The sequence below is a fragment of the Actinomadura graeca genome, from assembly GCF_019175365.1.
Classification (GTDB): Bacteria; Actinomycetota; Actinomycetes; order Streptosporangiales; family Streptosporangiaceae; genus Spirillospora; species Spirillospora graeca.
The window spans coordinates 5200352-5224785 of sequence record NZ_CP059572.1; the positions used below are offsets into that span (position 1 = coordinate 5200352).

Here is a 24434-nt window from a genome sequence, read left to right on the forward strand (position 1 = left end):
CGTCAGCGCCGATCCTGACGAGAAGGCGGAGCTCTAGGCGCAGCTCGGGCTGAAGATGACCTACTACCCGCAGAAACAGCTGGTGGAAGCCAAGATCGTCTCGGCTTCCACATGTGCAAAGGTGTGTGTCCGAGGGGGGACACGCACCAAATTCCCATATATCACTCTACCCCTGGGCGAAGTCCCACTAAACACCGCAGCCCTGGTCGACAAGGCGGAGGACTGAGCCGCCATGGCGAACGCCAAGCCTTCACTCCCGACCAGGTGATCCGGTGGGCCTCCACGGTCAGCGTCATCGTGCTGGTCGCATCGCCGCAGTGATCAGCTACAAACACATGTATCAACTGGTGCTGCGATACGGAGAAACGTCCTGGACGGCGGCGCTGCTGCCCGTCAGCGTGGACGGGATGATCGCGGTGGCCTCGATGTTCCTGCTGGTCGACTCCCGGCAGGGCCGCCGCAGCGGGCTTTTGCCTTGGACGCCGCTGGTGCTGGGCAGCGCCGCCAGTCTGGCCGCCAGCGTCGCCGTCGCCGAACCATCGGTGGTCGGCCGCCTCACCGCCGTCTGGCCCAGTTGCGCCCTCATCGGGGCCTATGAGCCGCTAATGCGGCAGATCAGACGCACCGCCGTGATGAAAACGGGGCGTGACAACGCTGTCCTGGTGTGACATTGGATGCGGCACATAGGACTCCTGAGGCCGCTCATAGGATCTCTGCGGCGGCTCATCGGGGCTCTGAGGATTCTCATAAGGGTCCCCGCTTGGCCGCAGCGCCCTCAGAGGAGTCTCTGAGAGGCCAACCGCCCGACGAAAGACCTCAGAGAAGTCTCATAGCGGCCGCGCCTTTGACCTCATACGTTCCGCGGAATCGTCCCAGGAACGTGGCACAGCCGATGGCGCGGCGGTACAGCGCTCACCCTCATCTCGTGCAGAGGGGACAGGCGATGTGGATATCCAGCGACGTGCGTGGCGGTGGGCGGTAGCCAGCCGCACGCCGGAGGGGGATCTGCCGCCGGGGAAGGCGATCGGCAGCCGGTTCGGGCGCAGCGAGCGCTGGGGACGCTTGGTCAAGCAGGCTGGCCGCACCGGACGCCTCGATACGGTTGCCTCTTGACTATCCAAAAGTAGGACCTGCGACGACGCCGACCTACCACGTCGCCTTGGACATGGTCACCCACGGCCCGGGGTGGTGGAACGGTAAGTGGGTCGTCGGCGCCCATTGAATCTGTCTAAACTAGAGTGAGGCGACGACCGATTGGCTGTAGCAAGGTGCAGCCTAGTTACCCCACTCAAGGACACGAAGCCATGGCTGAGCCTGATTCTCAACACATGACCACGTTCTGTCGTGAGGTAGGGCCTGAATTTCTTCAGGAGGTGTGTCAGGTTCAGACGGCTGAAGCACAGGCCATTTGTGATGACATTCTTGGTCGCGCCGAGGCGTTCGCTGCCTTGGATCAGAGCAGTCAGCAGGATGTGCTGATCACGCCGTTCATCGAAGAGGTCTTTGATCACAAGCCACTGGACGCTCCGCTCGAACTGAAGGCCGCCGTCACTGTTGTCGTGCGCAACAGCAAGCTGGAGGAGGCGCATGTCCAGCATCTCGTTAACGCTGACGGGCTGAGGGCGCTCACTCGCATGGCCACTGGCCCACTGTCCCATCTGCTGGCAGCCCGGCGTCGACATCCTCTGCCCGTACCAGGCGACAGTCCCTTCACTGGCCTCGATACCAAGTACCCACGAGCGTGGACGTGTCTCTCGACCGTAGCCGAAACCTTCGCCAGTGGAGGCCGTAATGGCTACCGGGCACCCGAAGCTCCAGTGCCAGATCTACCCTCATCCGACGAGCATGCTGCGGCCAGGCAAACGGAAGAGCGCATCCCAAAAACCGTATTCAGTGCCATTGATCCCCGCTTCGACCTTCATCTTATTAAGGTGCTCCAGCAAGTCACGACCGAGAATATACCGATCTTCGTTCCGGCGCTGAGCCGCTTCTCTCGCAACAGCGACAAGCTTATGCGCGTCGTGGAGTTGTTGCTGGCTCATGGCGTTACCATCCTGACCACCAACTACATGCTGCGTCCACAGGACGTTTGGGTGCGCCGACGGCAACTCGTCAAGCCGGACAGTTATGATCCCTACAAGGGTCTGCGGGATATCGCTGGTCTGAGCGGTGCTCATCGGGCCGCAGCATTGCAGGTCTTGGTGGGGGTGGAGGAGGAGTAGGAGGCTGAGGTAGGCCAGAGACTGTGAGGCATGCGGTGACTGCTCCAGCGGAGGCGGCTCCGACCGCTTTTCCCGCGACCTCGACGACACCGCACTTCTCATCAAGGGCTCGCCGGTCAAGGTGGTATCCGAGCGGCTCGGCCACGCGAGCGCAGTCATCACGATGAACACGTACGCGTACGTCCTGCCGGGCAACCAGAAGGCGGCGGCCGACTCGTTCGCCGCGCTGGTCGCCGAGGCGTAGAACCATGATCCGCAGGCCGGAAGTATCAGCGGCCTCTGCGTGCTCAGATACGACAACGCCCCGGACCTGTGACCTGCACATCTCCGAGGCTGATCTTGTGTGTCCGAGGGGGGACTTGAACCCCCATGCCCCGTAAAGGGCACTAGCACCTCAAGCTAGCGCGTCTGCCTATTCCGCCACCCGGACCGGTCGCAGGCCGCGGGCTGGGCCGCGGCGGGCTTCACCATACCAAAGGTCCCGAGTCGCGGCGAAGTCGATCGTCGGTGCACCATGGGACGGTACCGAGGACGCCTAGCGCGAAGGTGATCACTGTGGCCCACCAGCCGACCGCTGAGGACGAGGTCGTCCCGCTCTGCCAGGAGCTGATCCGGATCGACACCAGCAACCCGGGAGATCATTCGGGGCCCGGGGAGAGGGCGGCGGCGGAGTACGTCGCCGAGAAGCTCGCAGAGGTGGGGCTGGAGGGGCGGATCTTCGAGTCGCATCCGGGGCGGGCGAGTCTTGTGGCGCGGATCGAGGGGGAGGATCCGGGGCGGGACGCGTTGCTGCTGCATGGGCACCTGGACGTGGTGCCGGCGCGGCAGGAGGACTGGACACGGGATCCGTTCGGGGGAGAGATCGCGGACGGGTGCGTCTGGGGGCGCGGGGCCGTGGACATGAAGGACATGGACGCGATGATCCTGGCGGTGGTGCGGCAGCGGATGCGGGAGGGGCGCAGGCCGCCGCGGGACGTGGTGCTGGCGTTCCTCGCGGACGAGGAGGCCGGGGGGACGTGGGGTGCGCAGTGGCTCGTGGACCGGCATCCGGAGCTCTTCGAGGGGTGCACGGAGGCCGTGGGGGAGGTCGGGGGGTTCAGCCTGTCCGTGCCCGGGGACCGGCGGATGTACCTCATCGAGACGGCGGAGAAGGGCATCGGATGGATGAATTTGACCGCGAAGGGGACCGCGGGGCACGGGTCCATGGTGCATCCGGACAATGCGGTCACCGCTGTGGCGGCGGCGGTCGCCCGGCTGGGGGCGCATGAGTTCCCGGTGCAGTTGACGAAGTCGGTGCGGGCCTTCCTGGAGCGGGCGTGCATGGCGTACGGGGTGGAGTTCGACCCAGAGCGGCCGGAGGAGTGCCTGGCGGAGATCGGGCCGCTGGCGCGGATGATCGGCGCGACGCTGCGGCACACGCTGAATCCGACGCGGCTGGACGCGGGTTATAAGACGAATGTCATCCCGCAGAGTGCGACGGCTCAGGTGGATGGGCGATTTTTGCCCGGATATGAGACGGATTTCTTCGCGACTGTGGACGAACTTCTCGGTCCGGATGTCGAGCGTGATTTCGTCCATCATGGCCAGGCGGTCGAGACCGACTACGAGGGGGCGCTGGTCGCGGCGATGGAGGCGGCGCTGACCTCGGAGGATCCCGGCGCGCTCCCGGTCCCGTACTGCCTGAGCGGGGGGACGGACGCCAAGTCGTTCGCGCAACTGGGAATGCGGTGCTTCGGTTTCGCACCGCTCCGGCTTCCCCCAGAGTTGGACTTTTCCGGAATGTTCCATGGAATCGACGAACGGGTCCCGGTGGACGGGCTGCGGTTCGGCGTACGGGTCCTCGACCGGTTTATCGATCGGTCCTGATTTTCTCGCGCATTACCGCCACCGGTGCGGCCCGTGGTGCTACGGTTACCGTCTGTAGGGACAGGACCGTGGGAGGGGCGACCGGTGGCGGACGATCAGGCGCGGGCGGGCCGGGTCCCGCTGCGCCGTGTCCTCCGGGGGTTGCTCGTCCTCGCGGGCCTGCTGTTCGCGGGCTGGCTGCTCGGCGGCCTCGCGCAATCGGCGCACGCCGACGAGCTGCCCCCGGCGACCAAGATCGTCAGGCCGACCGTGGACCATGTGGTCAACGAGGTGATGACGCCTCCCGCCACCGTGGTCCCGCCCGTGGAGGAGAAGAAGGCGCCGGTGGCGGCGCCGCCTCGGGCGGCGGTCGCCCCGCCGCCCAAGGCCGCGTCCCCGACGGTGGACGCCGTGCGGGCTCCACGGCCGCCTGAGAAGCGGCAGCATGTGGTGCCCGAGCGTCCCGTGGTGCGGAAGTACAAGGTCGTGCGGCACCGGTCCGCGACCGTGGCCGAGGTCCGCGTTCCGGCCCCCGATGTGCGGCCGGCGCCGATCCCGGCACCCGTCCAGGACGAGTCGACCGCGGCGGGTGCGCCCGTTTTCGCCGGTGCGGCCGGGCTCTCGGACGTCCGCGTCCGGATCCCCGCACGGCCACGCGCGTCGGCCGCGCGTCCCCTGGGTCCGGTGCCCCCGGTCGTCCGCACCGCCGCGGACGAGCCGTCCTTCGCGCCTGACTAGTCCCTAGATCCCAGGCTCCGGACCTCCCGCGTGGCTCGGGCGGTTCCGGGACGTGCCGTCGCGCACGTCATCTCCCACGAGATCCGGTGCGTCCGTCGGACGCGCACGTCTCGTTCCCTTTCATCGAACACTCCCCGAACGGAGCATCATGCGAACGTGGGCAAAAAGCACCTCGCGTGCCGCGGTGCTCACCGCGAGCTTTGTCGCTCTCGGTGCCACCGCCATCCCCACCAGCGCTTTCGCCGACATCACCAACGGCGACAGCAGCGTCCTCGGCGGCAACCAGGTGAACCTGCCGATCTCCGCGCCGGTCGACGCCAGCGGCAACGCCGCGGCCGTCGGCGGCTCGGCGCACGGCGTCTCCAAGGGCGGCGCGTCCGCCACGGGAGGCGGGGGCGGCGGCCACAAGACGGCCGGTACGAGCGGTGTGGCGTCCGGCAACCAGGTGAACGCCCCGATCTCCGCGCCCGTCAACGCCTGCGGCAACGCCGTCGGCATCCTCGGTGACGCGGAGGCCGCCTGCGAGGGCGGCGCCACCGTGAACAACGGCGCCGGAGGCGGGCAGATCACCGACGGCACGAGCGGCGCCGTCGCCGGGAACCAGGTGAACGCGCCGATCTCCGCGCCGGTCAACGCGTGCGGCAACGGCGTGGGCCTGCTCGGCACCTCGGTGGCCGGGTGCGAGGGCGGCGCCAAGGTCAAGAACGGCGGCCACACCGGCGCGGGGCAGGCCACCTCCGGTGTCTCCAGCGTCCTCGGCGGCAACCAGGCGAACGTCCCGATCAGCATCCCGGTGGACGCCTGCGGCAACGCGGTCGGCAACGCGCACGCGGCCTGCGACGGCGGGGCGTCCGTCCGCAACGGCGGCCACGGGTCCGGCAGGCAGACGACCTCGGGCATTTCCAGCGTCCTGGGTGGCAACCAGGGCAATGTGCCCATCAGCATCCCGGTCACCGCGTGCGGGAACGCCGCGGGCGTGGTCGGGGACGCGGCGGCCCTGTGCGAGGGCGGTGCGCACGCGCGCAGCAGCTCCGGCGGAGACCAGAGGACCTCGGGCATCTCCAGCGTCCTGGGTGGCAACCAGGGCAATGCGCCCATCAGCATCCCGGTCACCGCGTGCGGGAACGCCGCGGGCGTGGTCGGGGACGCGGGTGCGAAGTGCAACGGCCAGACGCTGGTCACGGGCCCGCACGGGTCCGGCGGGCAGACGTCCGGGAACTCGTCGGTCGGCGGCGGGAACCAGGCGAACGCGCCGGTCAACGCCCCCGCCATCGTCTGCGGCAATGGCGCCGCGGTCGTCGGCCGCGTGCTCACGGAGTGCCAGGGCGGCACGGGCGGCTACGAGCCCTACGGGCGGGCGATGGGCGCGAGCGCGCCCGCGCCGGTCGTCGAGTCGCTGCCGCTGAACCCGGGGTCGGCCCTGCCCATCCTGCCGAGGCTCGCCCCCGCCGCGTCCCACGTCCAGGGGACGGAGCTGCCCGTCGCGCGCGACCTCTTCGGCGCGCGTTTCCCGTCCGTGCCGGACGCCCTGCGCGCGGCCGACCCCCGTCCCCAGACCGACGAGGTCACCGGGCCCGCCGGGCCGCCCGACTCCGGCAGCGGTGCCGAGTCGGAGGAAGCCCCCGAATCGGGCGACCCGACGGGTGCGGACCTTCCGGACGACGGCGGTTCCGTCCCGGAGGCGCGCTCCGGCGCGAAGACCGGTACGAAGACCGGCACGCCGCTGCCCGGCTCGGGAGTCCTGCCCAAGGGAAAGGGACCGCTGGGAAGTAAGGGACTGCCGGGGGTCAAGGGGCTGCCCGGGGCCAAGGGGCTGCCGAAGCTTCCGAAGGCGCCGAAGCTGCCGAAGGCCGGGTCGCTGCCGGCGGCGCGGTCGGGCATGGGGACGCCGCTCGGTGCCGGAAGGCCGCCCTTCCCCGGGCCCATCTCGGACCTTCCGGGCCTGCTGTCCCACGGCCCGGCGGCCGGGATGCGCTCCGCCGGCGCGAACCCGCCCGTCACGTCGCTGCCGATCGACACGTCCGCGCTGCTCGGCGGGACCGGGGTTCCGCGCCTGATCAAGGGCGTGAAGCTGCCCGGGACGCCGGTCGCGCCGGCGCCCTCGTCGTCGCGGACGTCCGACGCGCCGGTCCCGGGCGTCCAGGCGCCGAGCCTGGACGGTGTCACGCTGCCGCAGGTGAACGGCGTTAAGCCGCTGAACCCGAACGCCCTGAAGCTGCCCGGCGCGAGCGGCGTCAACACGGGCGGCGTCAACACGGGCGGCATCGTGCTGCCCGGCACGGACGACCCGCGGCCGTCGGCCGCCGCGGGCGCGCAGTCGCCGAAGGCGGACACGCCGCGGCTTCCGCTGCTGGACGGCACGAAGCTGCTGGACGCGGGCACCGCGAAGACCCCGGCCGCGAGCGGCGCCCAGGCGCCGGGAGCGTCCGGCCTGCCGGTGACCACCGGCGTCAAGGCGCCGCAGACGGACCCGGAGATCGGCCCGCTGAAGCCGGTCGCCGCCCAGGGGTCGATCACCACGGACACCAAGTCGGGGTCGATGTGGGTGCTGGGCCTCGCGGCGGTGGTCGCCGCCGTTTCCGGGGCGCTGGCGCTGACGCGGCGCGTCAAGCTGGGCGGACGCCGCTGACAGGACGAGTCCGGCCGGACGGCCGGTGACCCGGCCGTCGCCGGGGCCGGGATGGTGCAGTCCCGGCATCGGCGGACGGCGTAGGGGGTCGAGAACGCTTTGCCCGTCCCGGAAGCGCGGTCCGGGGCGGGCAAAGCCATGTCCGCAGCGGTTATGATTACGCCATGTCATAGGATTCGTACGTAGTGCTACGCTCCGGACGCGGACGGACGGGTCGGACGTGATCGGGTCAGACGCCGCGGGCGGGTACGGGCGGGTACGGGCGGACATAGGCGGGCAGCAACGTGCAGGGGACGGGCAGGGACGCGAACCCGCGTCGGCGGTCAGAACGTGCGGACCTGACGGATGACCTTGCGGCGGAGTTGGATACGACGGCTACCGTCGGGGTAGAGGCGCAACCGATCGATCTCCCAGCCGCCGTGCTCGGCGTGCTCGGTCAAGATCTGCCGGGCGGTATCACGCGTGGTGCCGCGCGGCAGTGACAAGACGAGGTAGGTGTACTCCACCATTGCGACCATTATTACTTGGTCAGCCGGGAGCGGGACACCGTACGGTGGCGGCTCGGTCCTCGCGTGTGCCGGTGGCATGTCATCCTGTCGGGGGCGCGGACGGCGCCGGAGATCGCGCCCGCCTCACCGGGCGGGGCGGCGACCGCGGGACGCGCCGCGGGGACGGCCGCGGGAACCGCGGGGCATGAACGCGCCGTCAGACGACGTTGTAGGAGCCTGACAAGCAGAGCCGAGCAAGAAGAGCCTAAGCAAGAAGACCAAAGACAGCGAGGTTGGAGCGACTGTGCCAGCCAAGAACGGCACCGCGGGCAGTGGCCGGGACAACGGCGCCGGTACGCGCCTGGTGATCGTCGAGTCGCCGGCGAAGGCGAAGACGATCGCCGGGTACCTGGGCCGTGGCTACATCGTGGAGTCCAGTATCGGCCATATCCGGGACCTTCCCGGCAGCGCCTCGGAGGTGCCGGCCAAGTACAAGGGCGAGCCGTGGGCCAAGCTCGGCGTGAACGTCGAGCAGGACTTCGAGCCGCTCTACGTGGTCAACACCGACAAGCGGCAGCAGGTGGCCAAGCTCAAGAAACTGCTCGCCGAGGCCGACGAGCTGTTCCTCGCGACGGACGAGGACCGGGAGGGCGAGGCGATCGCCTGGCACCTTCAGGACGTCCTCAAGCCGAAGGTGCCCGTGCACCGGATGGTCTTCAACGAGATCACCAAGGACGCGATCCAGCGCGCCGCCGCCAACCCGCGCCAGCTGAACATGCGCCTGGTGGACGCGCAGGAGACGCGCCGCATCCTGGACCGCCTGTACGGGTACGAGGTCAGTCCCGTCCTGTGGAAGAAGGTCATGCCGAGGCTGTCGGCGGGCCGGGTGCAGTCGGTGGCGACGCGGCTGGTCGTGGAGCGCGAGCGGGAGCGGATCGCGTTCGTCCCGGCGCACTATTGGGACATCGCCGCGCAGTTCGACACCGGGAAGGACGAGGAGCCCACGGCGTTCAAGGCCGGGCTCATCTCCGTGGATGGCAAGCGCGTCGCGCAGGGACGCGACTTCTCGTCCGACGGCAGGCTCAAGACCAAGGACGCCTTGCATCTGGACGAGGAGGCGGCGCGCGCGCTGGCCGAGCGTCTGCGTGAGCGTCCGTACTCCGTCAAGTCCGTCGAGCGGAAGCCGTACACCCGCAAGCCGTACCCGCCGTTCCGGACGACGACGTTGCAGCAGGAGGCCAGCCGCAAGCTGAGCTACTCCGCGAAGTACACGATGTCGGTCGCGCAGAAGCTGTACGAGAACGGCTTCATCACCTACATGCGCACCGACTCGATCACCCTCTCGGAGACGGCGATCACGGCGGCGCGGCGGCAGGCGGCGACGCTGTTCGGCGGCGAGTACGTCCCGGACAAGCCGCGCGTCTACGCGTCCAAGGTGAAGAACGCGCAGGAGGCGCACGAGGCGATCCGCCCGGCGGGCGACACGTTCCGCACCCCGGCGGAGACGGGCCTGTCCGGCGACCAGTTCCGGCTGTACGAGCTGATCTGGAAGCGGACGATCGCGTCCCAGATGAAGGACGCGGCGGGCCAGTCGGTGTCGATCCGCGTCACGGGCGTCTCGACCCGGGACGAGACGGCGGAGTTCGGCGCGACCGGCAAGACCATCACGTTCTACGGCTTCCTCAAGGCGTACGTGGAGAGCGCGGACGACCCGTCCACCGACCGGGACGACCAGGAGCGGCGCCTGCCGAACCTGGAGGAGAACGACCCGCTGAGCGCGCTCGCCGTGGACGCCGAGGGGCACTCGACCCGCCCGCCGGCCCGTTACACCGAGGCGAGCCTGGTCAAGGAGCTGGAGGAGCGGGAGATCGGGCGGCCCTCCACCTACGCCTCGATCATCGGGACGATCCTCGACCGCGGGTACGTGTTCAAGAAGGGCACGGCGCTCGTCCCGTCGTTCCTGGCGTTCGCCGTGGTCAACCTGCTGGAGCAGCACTTCGGCAACCTGGTCGACTACGACTTCACCGCGCACATGGAGGACGGTCTCGACGAGATCGCGCGCGGCGAGGCCGAGCGCGTCCGCTGGCTGACGCGGTTCTACTTCGGCGACAACGGCGAGGAGGGCCTGAAGGAGCTGGTCGGCGACATCGGCGACATCGACGCCAAGGGGATCAGCTCGTTCCCGCTGAAGGGCACCGACATCATGGTGCGCGTCGGCCGGTACGGGCCCTACCTGGACCGCGACGGCGACCGGGTCAACATCCCCGAGGACATCGCGCCGGACGAGCTGACGGCGGAGAAGGCCGAGGAGCTGTTCGCGCAGCCGAGCGGCGACCGGGAGCTGGGCACCGACCCGGAGACCGGGCATGTGATCGTGGCGAAGTCCGGGCGGTTCGGCCCGTACGTCACCGAGATCCTCCCCGAGCCGGCCCCGCCCGCCGAGGGGGAGAAGAAGAAGCGGACGAAGAAGGCGGACGCCCCCAAGGCGCGCACCGGTTCGCTGTTCAAGTCGATGTCGCTCGACACGATCACGCTGGACGACGCGCTGAAGCTGCTGTCCCTGCCGCGCACCCTGGGCGAGCTGGACGGCGAGCCGGTCACCGCGCAGAACGGGCGGTTCGGGCCGTACATCAAGAGGGGCACCGACAGTCGCTCGCTCGGCTCGGAGGACGAGCTCTTCACGGTCACGCTGGACAAGGCCAAGGAGCTGTTCGCCCAGCCGAAGCAGCGCGGGCGGGGCCGGGCCGCGGCCGCGGCGCCGCTGCGCGAGCTGGGCACGGATCCGGCGAGCCAGAAGCCCGTGGTGGTGAAGGAGGGGCGTTTCGGCCCGTACGTCACAGACGGCGAGACGAACGCCAGCCTCCGCAAGGGCGACGAGGTCGAGTCGATCACCATTCAGCGCGCCGCGGAACTGCTCGCGGAGCGTCGTGAGAAGGTGGCGGCGGGTGGCGGGAAGAAGAAGACGGCAACGCGCCGTCGAACCTCCGCAAAGTCCGGCTCCTAGGGACAACTACGCCGATACCCTGACCGACATGACCAGAACGGGCGCCACTCGGTCGCACTCCGCCGCGCCGTCCCCGGGCGTTTCGTCGCTCTCGTCGATCAGGCCGTTCCAGCGGCTTTGGATCGCACTATCGGTGTCCGGTCTCGGCCAATGGCTGAGCGTCCCGGCGCTGACGGCCATGGCCGCGGTACTGACCCGCGACGAGGACGCCGCCGCGCGCGCGCAGGCGGTCGGCGGCGTGCTGGTCGTGATGCTGCTGCCGGCCGTCCTGCTGCCGCCGCTCGCGGGCATGGTCGCGGCCCGGCTCGACCGGCGGCTGGCGCTGCTGATCGCCGACGCGCTCCGGGTCGTGGTGATCGTGACGGTCCCGCTGGTGGACGCGCTGCCGTGGACGCTGGCCGCCGCGTTCCTCGTCGCGTGCCTGACCGTGCTGTGGGCCACCGTCGCGACGACGGCGCCGCCCGCGCTCGTCCCGGAGGACCTGCGGCCCTCGGCCCGCCGGTCGTCCGTCCGCGCGGTGTGCGCGCCCGCGCCCGTCGCCGCGCTGCTGTTCGCGTTCGTCGCGCTCATCGCGGACGGGACGTTCGGCGTGGCCGACCGCGCCGACCTTGCGCTGTACGTGACGTCCGCCGTGTTCCTGGCCGCGACCGGCGCGGTCGCCGCCCTCGGCGAGCTGCCCGGGACGGAGCCGATCGCGGTCCAGGCGCCGCTGAAGGTCCTCTTCCAGGGGCCGGGCGGGCGCGCCGCCGAGCCGGGCGACGCCTCGGGCGCACCCGGCGCGCGGGGGATCGGGCTGGCGATCACCGGCGCGTCCCTGGCGGTGGCCGCGGTCGTCGCCGTGGCCCGCGTGTACACGGGTCAGCTCGGCGGAGGGGACGCGGGATACGGCGCGGTCCTCACCGGCCTGACCGCGGGGCTCGGCTTCGGGCTGTTCCTCGGCCCGCGCATCCTCGTCCCGTTCAGCCGCCGCAGGCTCCTCGGCCTCGCGGTCGCGGCCGCCGCGCTGGCGCTGGTCGTGGTGTCGCTCGTGCAGAACCTCGTCGTCGTCGCGTTCGTGACCGCCTTCCTGGGGGCGGCCGCCGGGATCGCCTGGTCCACCGCGACCGCCGCGCTCACCGGCCCGGACCAGCAGCCGGGCCGGCCGGGCACGCCGGGCACGCCGGACGCCCCGGCCGGGCGTCCGGTCGCCTTCCTGCGCTCGGTCGCGCTCGTCACCGCGCTGGTGGTGTCCGCCGCCGTCCCGCCGCTGACCGGGGTGATCGGCTCCCGCCGTCTCGACCTCGGCGGCGGCGTCTACGACTTCGAGGGGACGGGCGCCGCGCTGCTGATCACCGGGCTGCTGGCCCTGCTCGCGGGCCTCGTGGCGTTCCGCCGGCTGGACGACCGGCATGGCGTCCCGCTGGTCGCCGACCTGCGGGCCGCGCTCCAGGGCCGCGTCTACACGCCGCCGGAGCCGGGCGCCGCCGACGACCGCATGGTCGCGCGCCGCGAGCGCGGCGTGTTCATCGCGTTCGAGGGCGGTGAGGGCGCGGGTAAGACGACCCAGGCCAGGCTCGCCGCGATCTGGCTGCGCGACCACGGCTACGACGTCATCACCACCCAGGAGCCCGGCGCCACCAAGATCGGCATGCGGCTGCGGGCGATGCTGCTGGACCGCGATACCACCGGCCTGTCGGACCGCGCCGAGACGCTGCTGTACGCGGCCGACCGCGCCGACCACGTCGCGAACGTGGTCAGGCCCGCGATGGAGCGCGGCGGGATCGTCGTGAGCGACCGCTACATCGACTCGTCCCTGGCCTACCAGGGCTTCGGGCGGGAGCAGCCGGTCGAGGACATCGCCCGCGTCAACGCGTGGGCGACCGGCGGCCTCGTCCCGGACCTGACCGTCCTGCTGGAGATCCCGCCGCACGCGGGCCTCAGGCGCCTGTCGGCCCCGGCCGACCGCATGGAGTCCGAGCCCCGGGAGTTCCACGAGCGCGTCCACGCCGGATTCCGCGCCCTCGCCGAGGCCGACCCCGGCCGCTACCTCGTCCTGGACGCGAGCCGCCCGCAGTCCGAGCTGAGCCGCGAGATCCAGTACCGCATCCGGGAGATCCTCCCCGACCCGATCCCGGCGGGCACCGAGGACGTCACGAGCACCTTCCCCATCATCACGGACTAAGCGGACTCATGGGCGGACGGGACGGGCGAGTCATCGCCTCATACGCCGGTCCGGGCCATTCCGCCGTGGACACGCCCTAGCCTTGTGACATGAGCGTGTGGGACGACCTGGTGGGCCAGGAGCCGGTCATCGCGCAGCTGTCGTCGGCCGCCGCCGGGCCGGGCACCGCGGGGGAGCAGGGGACGTCGGGCGGCATGGCGCACGCGTGGCTGTTCACCGGGCCGCCGGGGGCGGGACGCACCGCCGCCGCGCGGGCGTTCGCCGCGGCGTTGCAGTGCTCCGAGACGCCGCGCGGGTGCGGGTACTGCCCGTCCTGCCACCAGGTCCTCCAGGGCACGCACGCCGATCTCGAGGTCGTCCGCCCGGCGGGCCTGTCGTACGGGGTGAAGGAGACCCGCGAGCTGGTGCTGCGGGCGTCGTCGTCCCCGAGCGGCGGGCGGTGGCAGATCGTCCTGTTCGAGGACGCGGAGCGGGCCACCGAGCAGGCGGCGAACGCGCTGCTGAAGGCGATCGAGGAACCGCCGCCGCGCACGGTGTGGCTGCTGTGCACGCCCGCACCGGACGATCTGCTCGTCACGATCCGGTCCCGCTGCCGCCTGGTGACGCTGCGGACGCCGCCGGTGGGGGCGGTCGCGGACGTCCTCGTCCAGCGCGACGGGGTCGACCGGGAGACGGCGGACGTGGTGGCGCGCGCCGCGCAGGGGCACATCAGCCGGGCACGGAGACTCGCGACCGACCCGCAGGCGCGCGCGCGCCGCGCCGAGGTGCTCGCGATACCGCGCAGGCTGACATCGGTGGGCCCGGCGGTGATGGCGGCGGAGGCACTGGTGAAGGCGGCCGAGGCCGAGGCGAAGGTCCAGACCGAGGAGCTGAACGAGTCCGAGACGTCCGCGCTCCGGCAGGCGCTCGGGGAGAGCGCCAAGGGGCGCATGCCGCGCGGCACCGCCGGGGCGCTGAAGGAACTGGAGGATCGCCAGAAGTCGCGCGCGACGCGGGTGAAACGCGACGCGCTCGACCGGGCGCTGCTCGACCTGGCGTCCTACTACCGGGACGTGCTGACGTTGCAGCTCGGGGCGGGGAGCGGGCTGGTCAACGCCGAGCTCGGCCCGGAGCTGCGGACGGCCGCGGCGGGCGGCCGCCCGGAGGGCACGCTCCGCAGGCTGGACGCGATCATGGAATGCCGCGAACGGCTGGAGGCGAACGTCAACCCGCTGCTCGCGGTCGAGGCGCTCACCCTGGCGCTGCGTACCGGCTGAGGCTCCGGAGGCGCCGCGTCCCGCACGCACGCGACGTCCGGTGTCGCGTCCGGCACGCGTGCGGCGGCACGCAGCCGGCGGCAGGCGTGCGGTGGCACGTGTCCGGTGGCACGCGCGCGAGGACCGAAATCTTGGTTCCGGGCGCGAATCTCGCCGGAGGACTTACAAGAGCTGTCCCCTTTCGTTACATTCTTGTACGCCATCCTCAACATGAACATCAGTACCGTGCCCTGGCTGAGCCCCACAAATTGGGGCAAGCTCCCCCCACGCCAGGAGGTCTGCTTTGCGGCGCGTCCTGATATCTGCCACCTGTGCCGTCGCCCTGACGACGGCCCTTGCCTTCCCAGCGTCCGCGGCCCCGCGCCGGCCCGAGCACGAGGGGGTGGCTTCGGAGTACGTCGTCCTCTACCGGGAGGGCGTCCCCCTGGACGAGGCCCACGCCGCCGTGAAGGCCGCCGGGGGCAGGATCGTCCACGAGAACGAGGACGTGGGCGTCGCCACCGTGCGCTCGAAGAACCCCGAGTTCACCACCGACGCGATGGGTCACATCGCCCTGGAGGGCGTCGCCCACAACCGCATTATCGGCGAGGCTCCCCAGGTCCCCAAGAAGACCGCCGCGGCCACGAGGGCCGCCCCGGCGAAGAACACCAAGAACACCAAGAACGCCGCGACCGTCGAGCGGACCACCGGCGCGCAGGGCACCGTGACGGTCGCGGGAAAGCCCAGCAAGGACACCGAGCCGCTGGCCGATCTGCAGTGGGACATGAAGCAGATCCACGCCACGAACGAAGGCTCGTACAAGACCGAACCCGGTGACAGGCGGGTGCTGGTCGGCGTCCTGGACACAGGCGTGGACGGCGACCACCCCGACATCAAGCCGAACTTCAACAAGAAGCTCAGCCGCAACTTCACCCAGGACGTCCCCAAGGACGCCGACGGGAAGGAACTGGACGGCCCCTGTGAGTTCAAGTCGTGCGTCGACCCCGTCGACTGGGACGACAACGACCACGGCACGCACGTCGCGTCCACCATTGCCTCGCCCCGCAACGGGCTCGGCATGTCGGGCGTCGCGCCGAACGTGTCGCTGGTCAACATCCGCGTCGGGCAGGACTCCGGCCAGTTCTACCTGCAGCCGACCGTGGACGGGCTGACATACGCGGCCAAGTCCGGCATCGACGTCGTCAACATGTCGTACTACCTGGATCCGTGGTTGTTCAACTGTGCCGACAACCCGGCCGACAAGCCCGCCGACCAGCTCGAACAGCGCACCATCGTCAAGGCGACGCAGCGCGCCCTGGACTTCGCGCACGACCGCGGCGTGACCCTGATCTCCGCCGCGGGCAACGAGCTCATCGACTACACCAAGACCAACGTGGACGAGACGAGCCCGGACTTCCCGTCGGTCCCGGGTGAGAAGCCCTACAAGCGGACGGTCCCGGCGAGCTGCGCGTCGATGCCGACCGAGGGCGACCACGTGATCCCGGTGTCGGCGACCGGCCCGAGCACCCGCAAGTCCTACTACAGCAGCTTCGGGAACGGCTTCATCGCCGTGGCCGCCCCCGGCGGCGACAAGGTGGACGCGCCCGACGGCAAGCCGGACGACCGGCGCGGCATCTGGGCCGCCTACCCCGAGCGGCTCGCGAAGGAGCGCGGCGAGCTGAACTCCGACGGCAGCCCGAAGGTGCCGAACATCATCCGCAGCTGCGCCGAGGACGAGTGCGCCTACTACCAGTCGATCCAGGGCACCTCGATGGCCTCACCGCACGCCGTGGGCGTCGCCGCGCTGATCGTCAGCAAGTACGGCAGGAAGGACCGCCACAACGGCGGGCTCACGCTGAACCCGCGGATCGTCGAGGGCGTGCTGCGCGCCACCGCGACCACCAAGCCCTGCCCGAGCCCGAACACCGTCGAATACGTCTGGTACAGGCTCACCGACGGCAAATGGGTGAAGAACACGTCGCAGCAGACCTGCGAGGGCTCGAAGGGCCGGAACGGGTTCTTCGGCAACGGCATCGTTGATGCGCTGAACGCCGTCCAGAACTGACCCACCTAGGCGGCTGAGGCCCCTACAAGACAGGCACGCGCGGCCCCCGACCGGCGACGGACGGGGGCCGCGCCGCTGTGCGCTGTGCCGGGCGGTCAGCGCGCGACGTCCTCCGCCGGGCGATCACCGGCGAGGAACGTCGTCCCAAGGCTGACCGGCGTGGACACCGTCGGCGTGGAGGGACGTTGACCTGCGGCGGGACGGACAGGCCGGTGGCGGCGGAGGCTGCGGCATGATGGGGCCATGCCGTACCGGGTCACGTTCGTCTGCACGGGCAACATCTGCCGCTCTCCGATGGCCGAATGGGTCCTGCGCCACCACGTCGACGAGGAGGGCCTGGACGTCGAGGTGGACAGCTCAGGCACGGGCCCCTGGCACGTGGGCCACGACGCCGACTCCCGGACGGTCGCGGCGCTGCGCCGGGCCGGCTACCGCTCGGCGCACACCGCCCGCCGGTTCGAGGCGGACTGGTTCGACAGGTACGACCTGATCCTCGCCCTGGACGAGGGACATCTCCGGGCGTTGCGGTCGATGGCGCCGGACGCGGACGCGCGGAACAGGATCCGGCTCCTGCGCGAGTTCGACCCGGACGCGGGCGCCGACCTCGACGTCCCCGACCCCTACTACGGTGGCCGCGCCGACTTCGACCTCGTCCTGGAGATGGTGGAGGCGGCGATGCCGGGGCTCCTGGAGGAGATCCGCGCCGGGCTCAAGGCCGCCTGACCGCCGTGCGGGAGCGGACGGAAGTGCGCGAGCGGATCGGGCGGCTGCTCGGCACCCGCGTCGACGATCTCACCGACCTGGGACGCAGCCACTCCTGGACGCTGCATCGCGCGGCGCTCGCCGACGGCCGCGAGGTGTTCGTGAAGACCACCCGCGACGAGGTCGGCGTCTTCGCGGCGGAGGCGGCCGGGCTGCGCTGGCTGGCCGACGCGGGCCCCGGCACGCCCGTCCCGGACGTCCTCGGGGTGGACGGGCACATGCTCGTCCTGCCCTGGCTGCCACCCGCCCCGCCCACCCCGGAGGCCGCCGAGCGTCTCGGACGCGAGCTGGCGCGCATGCACACCGAGGACCGTCCCGACGCGTACGGCGCGCCGTGGGACGGCTTCATCGCCGACCTCCCGCTCGACAACACGCCCGACTGGCGCGACTGGCCGTCCTGGTACGCCGAGCGCCGCCTGGAACCGTTCCTGCGCCGCGCGTCCCGCCACCTCTCCGGCGGCGACGCGCGCCTCGTCGAGCGTGTCATCGAAGGTGCCGGCGGCCTTGCCGGGCCGCCCGAGCCGCCTTCGCGCGTCCACGGCGACCTGTGGTCGGGCAACATCCGCTGGACGGACGGCCGGGCCCTGCTCATCGACCCCGCCGCGCACGGCGGCCACCGCGAGACCGACCTCGCGATGATGGCGCTGTTCGGGACTCCGCACCTCGACCGGGTCCTCGCGGCCTACCATGAGACGGCGCCGCCGGCGGACGGCTGGCGGGAGCGGATCCCGCTGCACCAGCTGCATCCGCTGCTCGTCCACCTGGAGCTGTTCGGCGGCTCGTACCGTTCCCAAGTGGTCGAGACGGCCCGCGCGGCGCTCGCCGCCGGACGATGAGTCAGTGAATGACAACTCCTCATTTATGGCTGCTTGCCGGGAGGTGGATGAGATAGAAACTACGGGTCGGTAGATCGGTGATCAGTGAGAGGCTGGTGCGGGGCAAGCCCATGAACGGACGTTCGCGGATCGGCTCGGCGTGGCGGGGACTCCTCCCGGTCGGCGTCGCCGCCGGGATGGCGCTGGTCATCGGGGGCGGCGTGGACGCCGTCCACCACCGCCAGCGCGCGGCGAAGACCGAGCACGCGGCCAAGCCCGCGGCCAAGAGCGAGCAGACCGCGTCCCGCTTCCTCGTCGGCGTCCGGCAGGCGGGCACCGCCCTGCTCGTGCGCGACCTCAAGGGCGCCGACGTCGGCCTGCCCATCGCCGCCCCGCGCGGGGCGCGCTTCCGGCACGTCTCCGCGCTGAAAGGCGGCACCTTCGTCGTCGCGGCCTCCACCGGACGGCAGGTAACGTTCCAGCGCCTCAAGTTGGACGCCAAGGGCCGTCCCAAGGCACTCCAGCCGCTTCCCAAGGCGACCCTCTCCGGAGTCTCCACCGCCTACTCCGATCTGGCCGCCGGACCCGACGGCGACCGCATCGCCTACGTCACCTACCGGGGCGCCAAGAGCCGCGTGGACGTCGTCTCCACCCGCACCGGCGCGCGCAAGTCCTGGACGACCAAGGGCCCGGCGCACGTCGCCGGCCTCTCCTGGGCCGGGGACACCCTCGCGTTCGTCTGGAGCCCGCTCCACCACGTCCACGGCAGGGTCGCCGAGGCCAAGCACCAGGTGCGCGCACTCGACACCAGGCTCCCGTCCGGTGACCTCAAGGCCAGCAAGCCCGTCCTGAACCTGCCCAAGGGCGCGTCCGAGGCCGTCCTCACGCGGGACGGCCGGACCGTCATCGCCGGCCTCGCCCAGGACGGGCAGATCACCCTCCAGGGCTACGCCGTCGCGACCCGCAAGCCGACCAAGATCTTCGCGCGGCAGAGGGTGGCCGGGAAGAGGCCCGCGCTCCGCGTCTCCCGCCTCGACATCGACCACACGGGCCGCCACCTGCTCGCCGCGCTCACCGACGGCCGCCTGCTCGCGGACGGCGCCGTCCTCACCGCCCCCGACCTCGCCGACGCCGCCTGGTGAACCGTCCGATCACCGGATGAGCGGGGGGACATTCCAGCTGATCACACCCTAGAGTGGGTCCCACGGAACCGGGCGAACGGAGCAAAACCGTGGGCATGGTGATGGCAGTCAGCTTCACCCGGTACGGGCGCCTGTACTACCTCGACCCGGGCCCGCACACGCCGAAGGTCGGCGACAAGGTCCTCGTCCCGACCGACTCGGGCCCCGAGGTCGCCGAATGCGTCTGGGCACCGCAGTGGGTCTCCGACGACATCGGCGGCCTCCCCGAATGCGCCGGGCCCGCCACCGGCGAGCACCTCGCCCGCGACGAGGCCAACCGCCGCCGCCGCGCCGAGGGCCGCTCCATCGCCAAGCGGCTGATCCGCAAGCACGAGCTGCCCATGAAGGTCATCGGCGTCGACTACCTCGACGACGACAACATCTTCAAGATCTACTTCTCCGCGCCGCACCGCGTCGACTTCCGCGCCCTCGTCCGGGACCTGGCCCGCGGCATCAAGGCCCGCGTGGAGCTCCGCCAGGTCGGCCCCCGCGACGAGGCCCGCCTGCAGGGCGGCATCGGCCCTTGCGGCCGCGACCTGTGCTGCGCGACGTTCCTCAAGGACTTCGAGCCCGTCTCCGTCCGCATGGCCAAGGAGCAGGACCTCCCCGTCAACCCGCTCCGCATCGCCGGCGCCTGCGGCCGTCTCATGTGCTGCCTGAAGTACGAGCACCCGCTCTACATGGAGTTCAAGGAGGCCGCCCCCCGGCTCGGCACGCGGGTGAGCACTCCGGAGGGCGAAGGGCAGGTCATCGGGTACAACGTCCCCGGCGACCGCGTCACCGTGAAGGTCGGCTCCCGGCGCTGCTCCTGCCCGTCGGCCTCCGTCTGCTCACCCCGGCGGCAGCACGACGAGGCGTACGGCGACCCGGACTGACGTCCGTCAGGGCTTGCGTGCCACCCCGCAGAGCGCGTCGACCTCCACGGCCTCACCGAACGCGTTCGGCTCCGGACGCCACCGGGACAGGCTGACGACGCCGGGTTCGAGCAGCTCAAGCCCCTCGAAGAAGCGCGCGATCTCCTCCGGGCTGCGCAGGTGGTACGGGATCGCACCGCCCTCGTTGTAGTCCTCCTGGGCCTCGTCAAGGGCCTCGCCGGTGACGAGGTTGACGCCGTCCCAGATGGACAAGTAGCTCCCCGAAGGAAGCTCCTGCACCAGCTGCTCGACGATCGTGTGCGGCTTCTGCTCGTCGGGGATGTGCCCGAGGATCCCCATCAGCATCAGCGCGATCGGCTTGCCGAAGTCGAGCGTGCCCGCCGCGTGCCGGACGATCTCCGCGGGGTCGCACAGATCCGCGTCGACGTAGGCGGTGCGCCCCTCGGGGGTGCTCGTGAGCAGCGCCCGGGCATGCGTCAGCACGAGCGGGTCGTTGTCGACGTAGACGATCCGCGCGTCGGGCGCCACACGCTGCGCGACCTCGTGGGTGTTGTTGACGGTCGGGAGCCCGGTGCCGATGTCGAGGAACTGCCGGACGCCCTCCTCCTGCGCGAGGTGCCGGACGACCCGCGTCAGCAGGTGCCGGGAATGGCGCGCGATCTCGACGATGCTCGGGAACGTCGCGATGAAGTGATCACCCGCGGCGCGGTCGGCGGGATAGTTGTCCTTTCCGCCGAGCCAGTAGTTCCAGACCCGCGCCGAATGCGGAACGGATGTGTTGAGATCCGGTGACTCGGCGTTACCCTGCGGGTCGTGGGTCATGAAGAACTCCCGTCCATGGCGAAGTGAAGCGATCCTTATCCTCCCTGGAATCGGGCGTTCACGCGAGTCGGCGGGCGCGGATCGTCCCCTCCTGGCCGTCCGCGAAAAGCGGGACCAGCCTCCGTTTCGGGCCTCCTGCGCACCGGCCCGTCCCAGGCGGGACACGTGGCTGACACTTCCAGCACCACGCGGAAAGCCCTGCCGCAGCGACGAGCCGAGCATTCCCAGCATGTGCCCTGTTCGGTCGAAATCGTGATCGGACGACTACAAATATGGAATGCCGCCCTCGGATTCTCGGTACCGCGGTCCCCCGTGCCCCCAAGGCCCCGTGTAACGGCGCCCAGCGTGGGACCTTGATCCGCGCCCCGCAAATCAAGTTGGTACCTGGACGAACCCGATCTAGGGTCCGATAGGGCGGGGGCTAGGTCCGATAGGGCGGCGAGCGACACGGGGGAGCGACCTGAATGGACACGACCGTACGGCGGCTCGGCCTCGACGACCTGCCCGACTGCCAACGCCTCGCCATCGGCCGCGACTGGGGGGCGGGAGACCGTCAATGGCGGCTGCTGTTCGCCGTCGGCGACATCTGGGGCCTCGACGCCCCGGACGGTGACGGCCTCGCCGGGACAGCCGTGTCCACCCCGTACGGAAGAGACGTGGCCGCCATCAGCATGGTGCTGACCGCGCAACGCTACGAGCGCCAAGGCATCGCCGGAAAGCTCATGCGCCACGCAATGGAACACGCTGGCACCGCCGGCTTCAGCCTCACCGCGACGGAACACGGCCGTCCGCTATATGAGCGCCTGGGTTTCCGGGAGGTCGGCCGCAGCACAACCTACAAGGGCACGCCCAAGGGCCCGCACAGGGGAGACAAGACCAGGCCGGCGACCCCGGAGGACATCCCAGACGTGATCCGACTCGACACAGAGGTCTTCGGAGCACCGCGCACGGCCCTCATGGAGAAACTGGCGTCGTTCTCAGAGGACTTCCGCGTCGTCCGCTCCGCGACCGGCCTTCTGGGTTTCGGTGGCCGCTGGCGGAATGGAGACCAGGCGATGATGGGCCCGCTTATCGCCCGAGACGAGAAGACCGCCTTGACGCTGGCCAACGAACTGACCGTCCCGGAGCCGATGCGTCTGGACATCGACCACCGGCATCCAGAGGTCATCGAGTGGGCGGAGAAGCAGGGCCTCCGCGCGGCGTCCAGCACCACGGTCATGGAACGCGGCAAGCCCATCGCGAACGACCCCGCGCGCCTCTTCCTGCCAGTAGCGCAAACACTAGGCTGACCGACGGCCACGTCTACTTCCCACTCACCCGGCGTGCAAGAGCCTCCGCTCCCAGCCCTCGGCCCGAAGAGCCCATTCGCGATCCACCGTCATGCGACGGAGACGAGGGCCAGGAAACCCAGCGGTGACCACGACGAAGTCAACAAGGTCCGCGATCACGGCTCTGATCAGGCGAATTTCGTCTTCGGCCGATCCTGCTTGACACCATCGACGAAGATGTCGACTTTCTCGCTGTAGAAGCAGACCAGACCGGCGACATTGCGGCTCTCTTCCAGCGGCGTCGGGTACGACCACGCCAGATCCTTGTGGACCTCGCCTCCCGCTCGCACCGCCCAGTACTCGGCGTCCCCCTTGTAGGGACAACGGGTGATGGTGTCGGTGTGCTCCAGCAGGTCCATCCGCACATGCGTCTTCGGCAGGTAGTACCGCACCGGCAGGCCCGTCTCGAACAGCAGCCGGGGGCTGGACGATTCCGCCACCGTCACGCCGTCCACCTCCACGCGGACATTCCGTGAACTGGGCAACACGTCAACACGCGTATACGGACTGCGCGGATGGACGAAGACCTCCTCGTCCTCCTCGAACCAGGCGTCCATTGCGTTCCAGTCGAGTCGGACGAGGTCCCGCAGTTCCTCCACCGGTGAGTCGGCATGCCGCAGCGCAGCGCCGGGGGCCTGCGCGCCGTCCACCCTCACGGTGTAGACGGTGCCGCCGTCGCGTCCCGGCCCGTCCTCGACGAGCTCGGCCCGCACGTCCGCCACCGGCAGATAGTAGGTCGGGTAGTAGGAGTTCTCCCAGACGAGGGACGGCGCGGTGGTGTCGACCACCAGCGCGCCACCGAGGTAAGCCCTGACCCGCCGGACGCCAGGCTCGATCCGGCCGCGCAAGTCAACGTGTCCTATGCCCATGACGGAGCCAACAGCCCGTCCTCCGCCGCTATTTCACAAACCAACCCACATCCCCCAACTCGACGGCCCTCGCGTGTCCGCCAAGCCCCGGCACGACAGGCCGCGCTCGCCCAGACCCCACAGCTCCGCCCACCGCAGGTCGGAAACCGGCCAACGGACAACACCCAGCGAGTGCAGTGACCACAAAAGATCATCGGCTTGGTCATCCGACCCGGCCAACACACCCGGCTGCCGGTTGATCGCGTTTCGCCACCGCAGATACGCTTGCAACTCCCCACCGGCCGAACGATGACCCGGCCTCGGGTTTCCGGGATCCGCGGAGAAGACGCATGAGTGATGTTGGCTTCGGCACCGGCAAGGTGGTCGTGAACCGGGCGATGTCGCTGGACGGCTTCATCGCCGGGCCTGGCCACGCGATGGACTGGATCGCCGAGTACCTGACCGCGGCCGAGGTCCCGGAGGTCATGGCGGCCACGGGCGCAATGCTCATCGGCCGGGGCACATACGAGGTCGCCAAGCGTATGGCAGACCAGGACACCGCCTACGACGGGGGAGCACAGTTCGTCCTCACGCACAGGCCGCCCGAGGAGCCGGACCCCACCGTCACATTCCTCACCTGTGGACTTGAGGAAGCCGTTGCCACGGCACGCGGCGCCGCGGGCGGCAAGAACCTGGAGATCCTCGGCGCCGACGTGGCCGCCCAGTGCCTGCAACGCGGGCTCGTCGACGAGATCCTGGTGTATGTCCTACCGGTGCTACTGGGCGACGGCGTCCGCTTCTCACCCCCAAGCCTCAACAGGATCGACCTGGAACCTTTCAGCAACACGCAGTCGGGCGCCATCACGATGCTCCGCTTCCGCGTGCGAAAGTAGGCGCGGCCCTCGGGCAGCGAGTGCGGTGACCACGAACGTTCGCAGGGTTTGATCGCGCCACCTCGGCGCGAAGGCCGCCCCGGCGCCGTTGCCATCGGCTGCGGACGCGTTGGCGGCGCTCGGCGGCCAGGACACCGGATGGCGGCAGTCGGCGTTACGCCACCGCAGGTAGGCGTGCAGCCTGTGGGCGAGCACGGCGTGGTGGGATGGTCGTCCATCACAAAGGTCCGCGAAGGCCCGAACTGAGTCTCGATCGGGTTGGCCGAACGCGTAGGAACCTTCCCGGTCACTCAGCCGACGTGCCCGAACCGGCTCTGCCACCCGATGGCCTCACCCTCCACAGCAATCTGGTCGCTATCGAGGCCGATGCCGACAAGCCCCGCCATCACGGACACCAACGGGCATGTCACCAACCCGGTGAAGAGGCGGTCACCGCACTAGCACCACGAGATGACCATCGGTCAAACCCCACTGGGGTCCCACGCCGACTCCTCTCGACTGGCCCAGCTCCGCCGCAGGGCGG

General features: G+C 70.4%; 19 protein-coding genes and 1 tRNA gene. 16 read left to right on the forward strand and 4 right to left on the reverse strand.

Features of this window, described 5'->3' with window-relative positions; all coding sequences use genetic code 11:
- The first annotated feature begins 317 nt into the window (after positions 1-317).
- From AGRA3207_RS23080 to AGRA3207_RS23090, 3 genes are all read left to right on the forward strand, one after another.
- Complete coding sequence (locus AGRA3207_RS23080) at positions 318-668, forward strand: DUF2637 domain-containing protein (RefSeq protein ID WP_231329132.1); 351 nt, start codon at positions 318-320, stop codon at positions 666-668.
- A gap of 636 nt (positions 669-1304) precedes the next feature.
- Entirely contained in the window at positions 1305-2222 is a 918-nt protein-coding gene (locus AGRA3207_RS23085) for a recombinase family protein (protein WP_231329133.1), read from the forward strand.
- Positions 2223-2343: 121 nt separating this feature from the next.
- Positions 2344-2466, forward strand: coding sequence for an integrase (locus AGRA3207_RS23090; protein ID WP_231329134.1), 123 nt, complete (start codon positions 2344-2346; stop codon positions 2464-2466).
- Between the two features lie 100 nt (positions 2467-2566).
- Here the strand turns inward: AGRA3207_RS23090 and AGRA3207_RS23095 are convergent.
- Positions 2567-2652 (reverse strand) — tRNA-Leu (locus AGRA3207_RS23095).
- Positions 2653-2777: 125 nt separating this feature from the next.
- Between AGRA3207_RS23095 and AGRA3207_RS23100 the strand changes: the two genes are divergently transcribed.
- The 3 genes from AGRA3207_RS23100 (at position 2778) to AGRA3207_RS23110 (ending at position 7434) form a co-directional block, all read left to right on the forward strand.
- Positions 2778-4088 carry a M20/M25/M40 family metallo-hydrolase gene (locus AGRA3207_RS23100; protein ID WP_231329135.1) on the forward strand — a complete coding sequence of 437 codons (1311 nt, stop codon included), beginning with the start codon at positions 2778-2780 and terminating at the stop codon, positions 4086-4088.
- An 84-nt stretch (positions 4089-4172) separates the two neighbouring features.
- Positions 4173-4805, forward strand: a complete 633-nt coding sequence (locus AGRA3207_RS23105; RefSeq protein WP_231329136.1) for a hypothetical protein — start codon at positions 4173-4175, stop codon at positions 4803-4805.
- 148 nt (positions 4806-4953) lie between these two features.
- A complete protein-coding gene (locus AGRA3207_RS23110; protein ID WP_231329137.1) occupies positions 4954-7434 on the forward strand; it encodes a chaplin family protein in 2481 nt (826 codons plus the stop codon).
- Positions 7435-7757: 323 nt separating this feature from the next.
- On the opposite strand, the gene AGRA3207_RS23115 is transcribed toward AGRA3207_RS23110, so the two are convergent.
- Complete coding sequence (locus AGRA3207_RS23115) at positions 7758-7943, reverse strand: DUF5703 family protein (protein WP_231329138.1); 186 nt, start codon at positions 7941-7943, stop codon at positions 7758-7760.
- A 283-nt stretch (positions 7944-8226) separates the two neighbouring features.
- Here AGRA3207_RS23115 and topA point away from each other — a divergent pair, with 283 nt between their 5' ends.
- The 8 genes from topA to AGRA3207_RS23155 all read left to right on the forward strand — a co-directional run bounded on the left by topA (position 8227) and on the right by AGRA3207_RS23155 (position 20020).
- Complete coding sequence (topA, locus tag AGRA3207_RS23120) at positions 8227-10926, forward strand: type I DNA topoisomerase (RefSeq protein WP_231329139.1); 2700 nt, start codon at positions 8227-8229, stop codon at positions 10924-10926.
- Between the two features lie 28 nt (positions 10927-10954).
- Positions 10955-13087, forward strand: a complete 2133-nt coding sequence (tmk, locus tag AGRA3207_RS23125) for a dTMP kinase (RefSeq protein WP_231329140.1) — start codon at positions 10955-10957, stop codon at positions 13085-13087.
- An 89-nt stretch (positions 13088-13176) separates the two neighbouring features.
- On the forward strand, positions 13177-14343 hold the full coding sequence (locus AGRA3207_RS23130) for a DNA polymerase III subunit delta' (RefSeq protein WP_231329141.1): 1167 nt from the start codon (positions 13177-13179) through the stop codon (positions 14341-14343).
- Positions 14344-14725: 382 nt separating this feature from the next.
- Positions 14726-16387, forward strand: coding sequence for a S8 family peptidase (locus AGRA3207_RS23135; RefSeq protein WP_231329142.1), 1662 nt, complete (start codon positions 14726-14728; stop codon positions 16385-16387).
- Between the two features lie 243 nt (positions 16388-16630).
- On the forward strand, positions 16631-17110 hold the full coding sequence (locus AGRA3207_RS23140) for a low molecular weight protein-tyrosine-phosphatase (protein WP_231329143.1): 480 nt from the start codon (positions 16631-16633) through the stop codon (positions 17108-17110).
- Positions 17107-17985 carry a fructosamine kinase family protein gene (locus tag AGRA3207_RS23145; RefSeq protein ID WP_420830917.1) on the forward strand — a complete coding sequence of 293 codons (879 nt, stop codon included), beginning with the start codon at positions 17107-17109 and terminating at the stop codon, positions 17983-17985. The genes AGRA3207_RS23140 and AGRA3207_RS23145 overlap by 4 nt, the downstream gene beginning before the upstream one ends.
- A gap of 110 nt (positions 17986-18095) precedes the next feature.
- A complete protein-coding gene (locus tag AGRA3207_RS23150) occupies positions 18096-19106 on the forward strand; it encodes a hypothetical protein (protein ID WP_231329145.1) in 1011 nt (336 codons plus the stop codon).
- Between the two features lie 95 nt (positions 19107-19201).
- Complete coding sequence (locus AGRA3207_RS23155) at positions 19202-20020, forward strand: PSP1 domain-containing protein (RefSeq protein ID WP_231329146.1); 819 nt, start codon at positions 19202-19204, stop codon at positions 20018-20020.
- Between the two features lie 6 nt (positions 20021-20026).
- Here AGRA3207_RS23155 and AGRA3207_RS23160 read toward each other — a convergent pair whose 3' ends face one another.
- Positions 20027-20842: an SAM-dependent methyltransferase gene (locus AGRA3207_RS23160; protein WP_231329147.1), complete on the reverse strand. Its 816-nt coding sequence runs from the start codon at positions 20840-20842 to the stop codon at positions 20027-20029.
- Between the two features lie 464 nt (positions 20843-21306).
- Between AGRA3207_RS23160 and AGRA3207_RS23165 the strand changes: the two genes are divergently transcribed.
- Complete coding sequence (locus AGRA3207_RS23165; RefSeq protein ID WP_231329148.1) at positions 21307-22131, forward strand: GNAT family N-acetyltransferase; 825 nt, start codon at positions 21307-21309, stop codon at positions 22129-22131.
- 167 nt (positions 22132-22298) lie between these two features.
- Here the strand turns inward: AGRA3207_RS23165 and AGRA3207_RS23170 are convergent, their stop codons facing one another.
- Complete coding sequence (locus AGRA3207_RS23170) at positions 22299-23018, reverse strand: DUF427 domain-containing protein (RefSeq protein WP_231329149.1); 720 nt, start codon at positions 23016-23018, stop codon at positions 22299-22301.
- A gap of 350 nt (positions 23019-23368) precedes the next feature.
- Here AGRA3207_RS23170 and AGRA3207_RS23175 point away from each other — a divergent pair, with 350 nt between their 5' ends.
- Positions 23369-23911 carry a dihydrofolate reductase family protein gene (locus tag AGRA3207_RS23175; RefSeq protein ID WP_231329150.1) on the forward strand — a complete coding sequence of 181 codons (543 nt, stop codon included), beginning with the start codon at positions 23369-23371 and terminating at the stop codon, positions 23909-23911.
- The last annotated feature ends 523 nt before the right edge of the window (positions 23912-24434 follow it).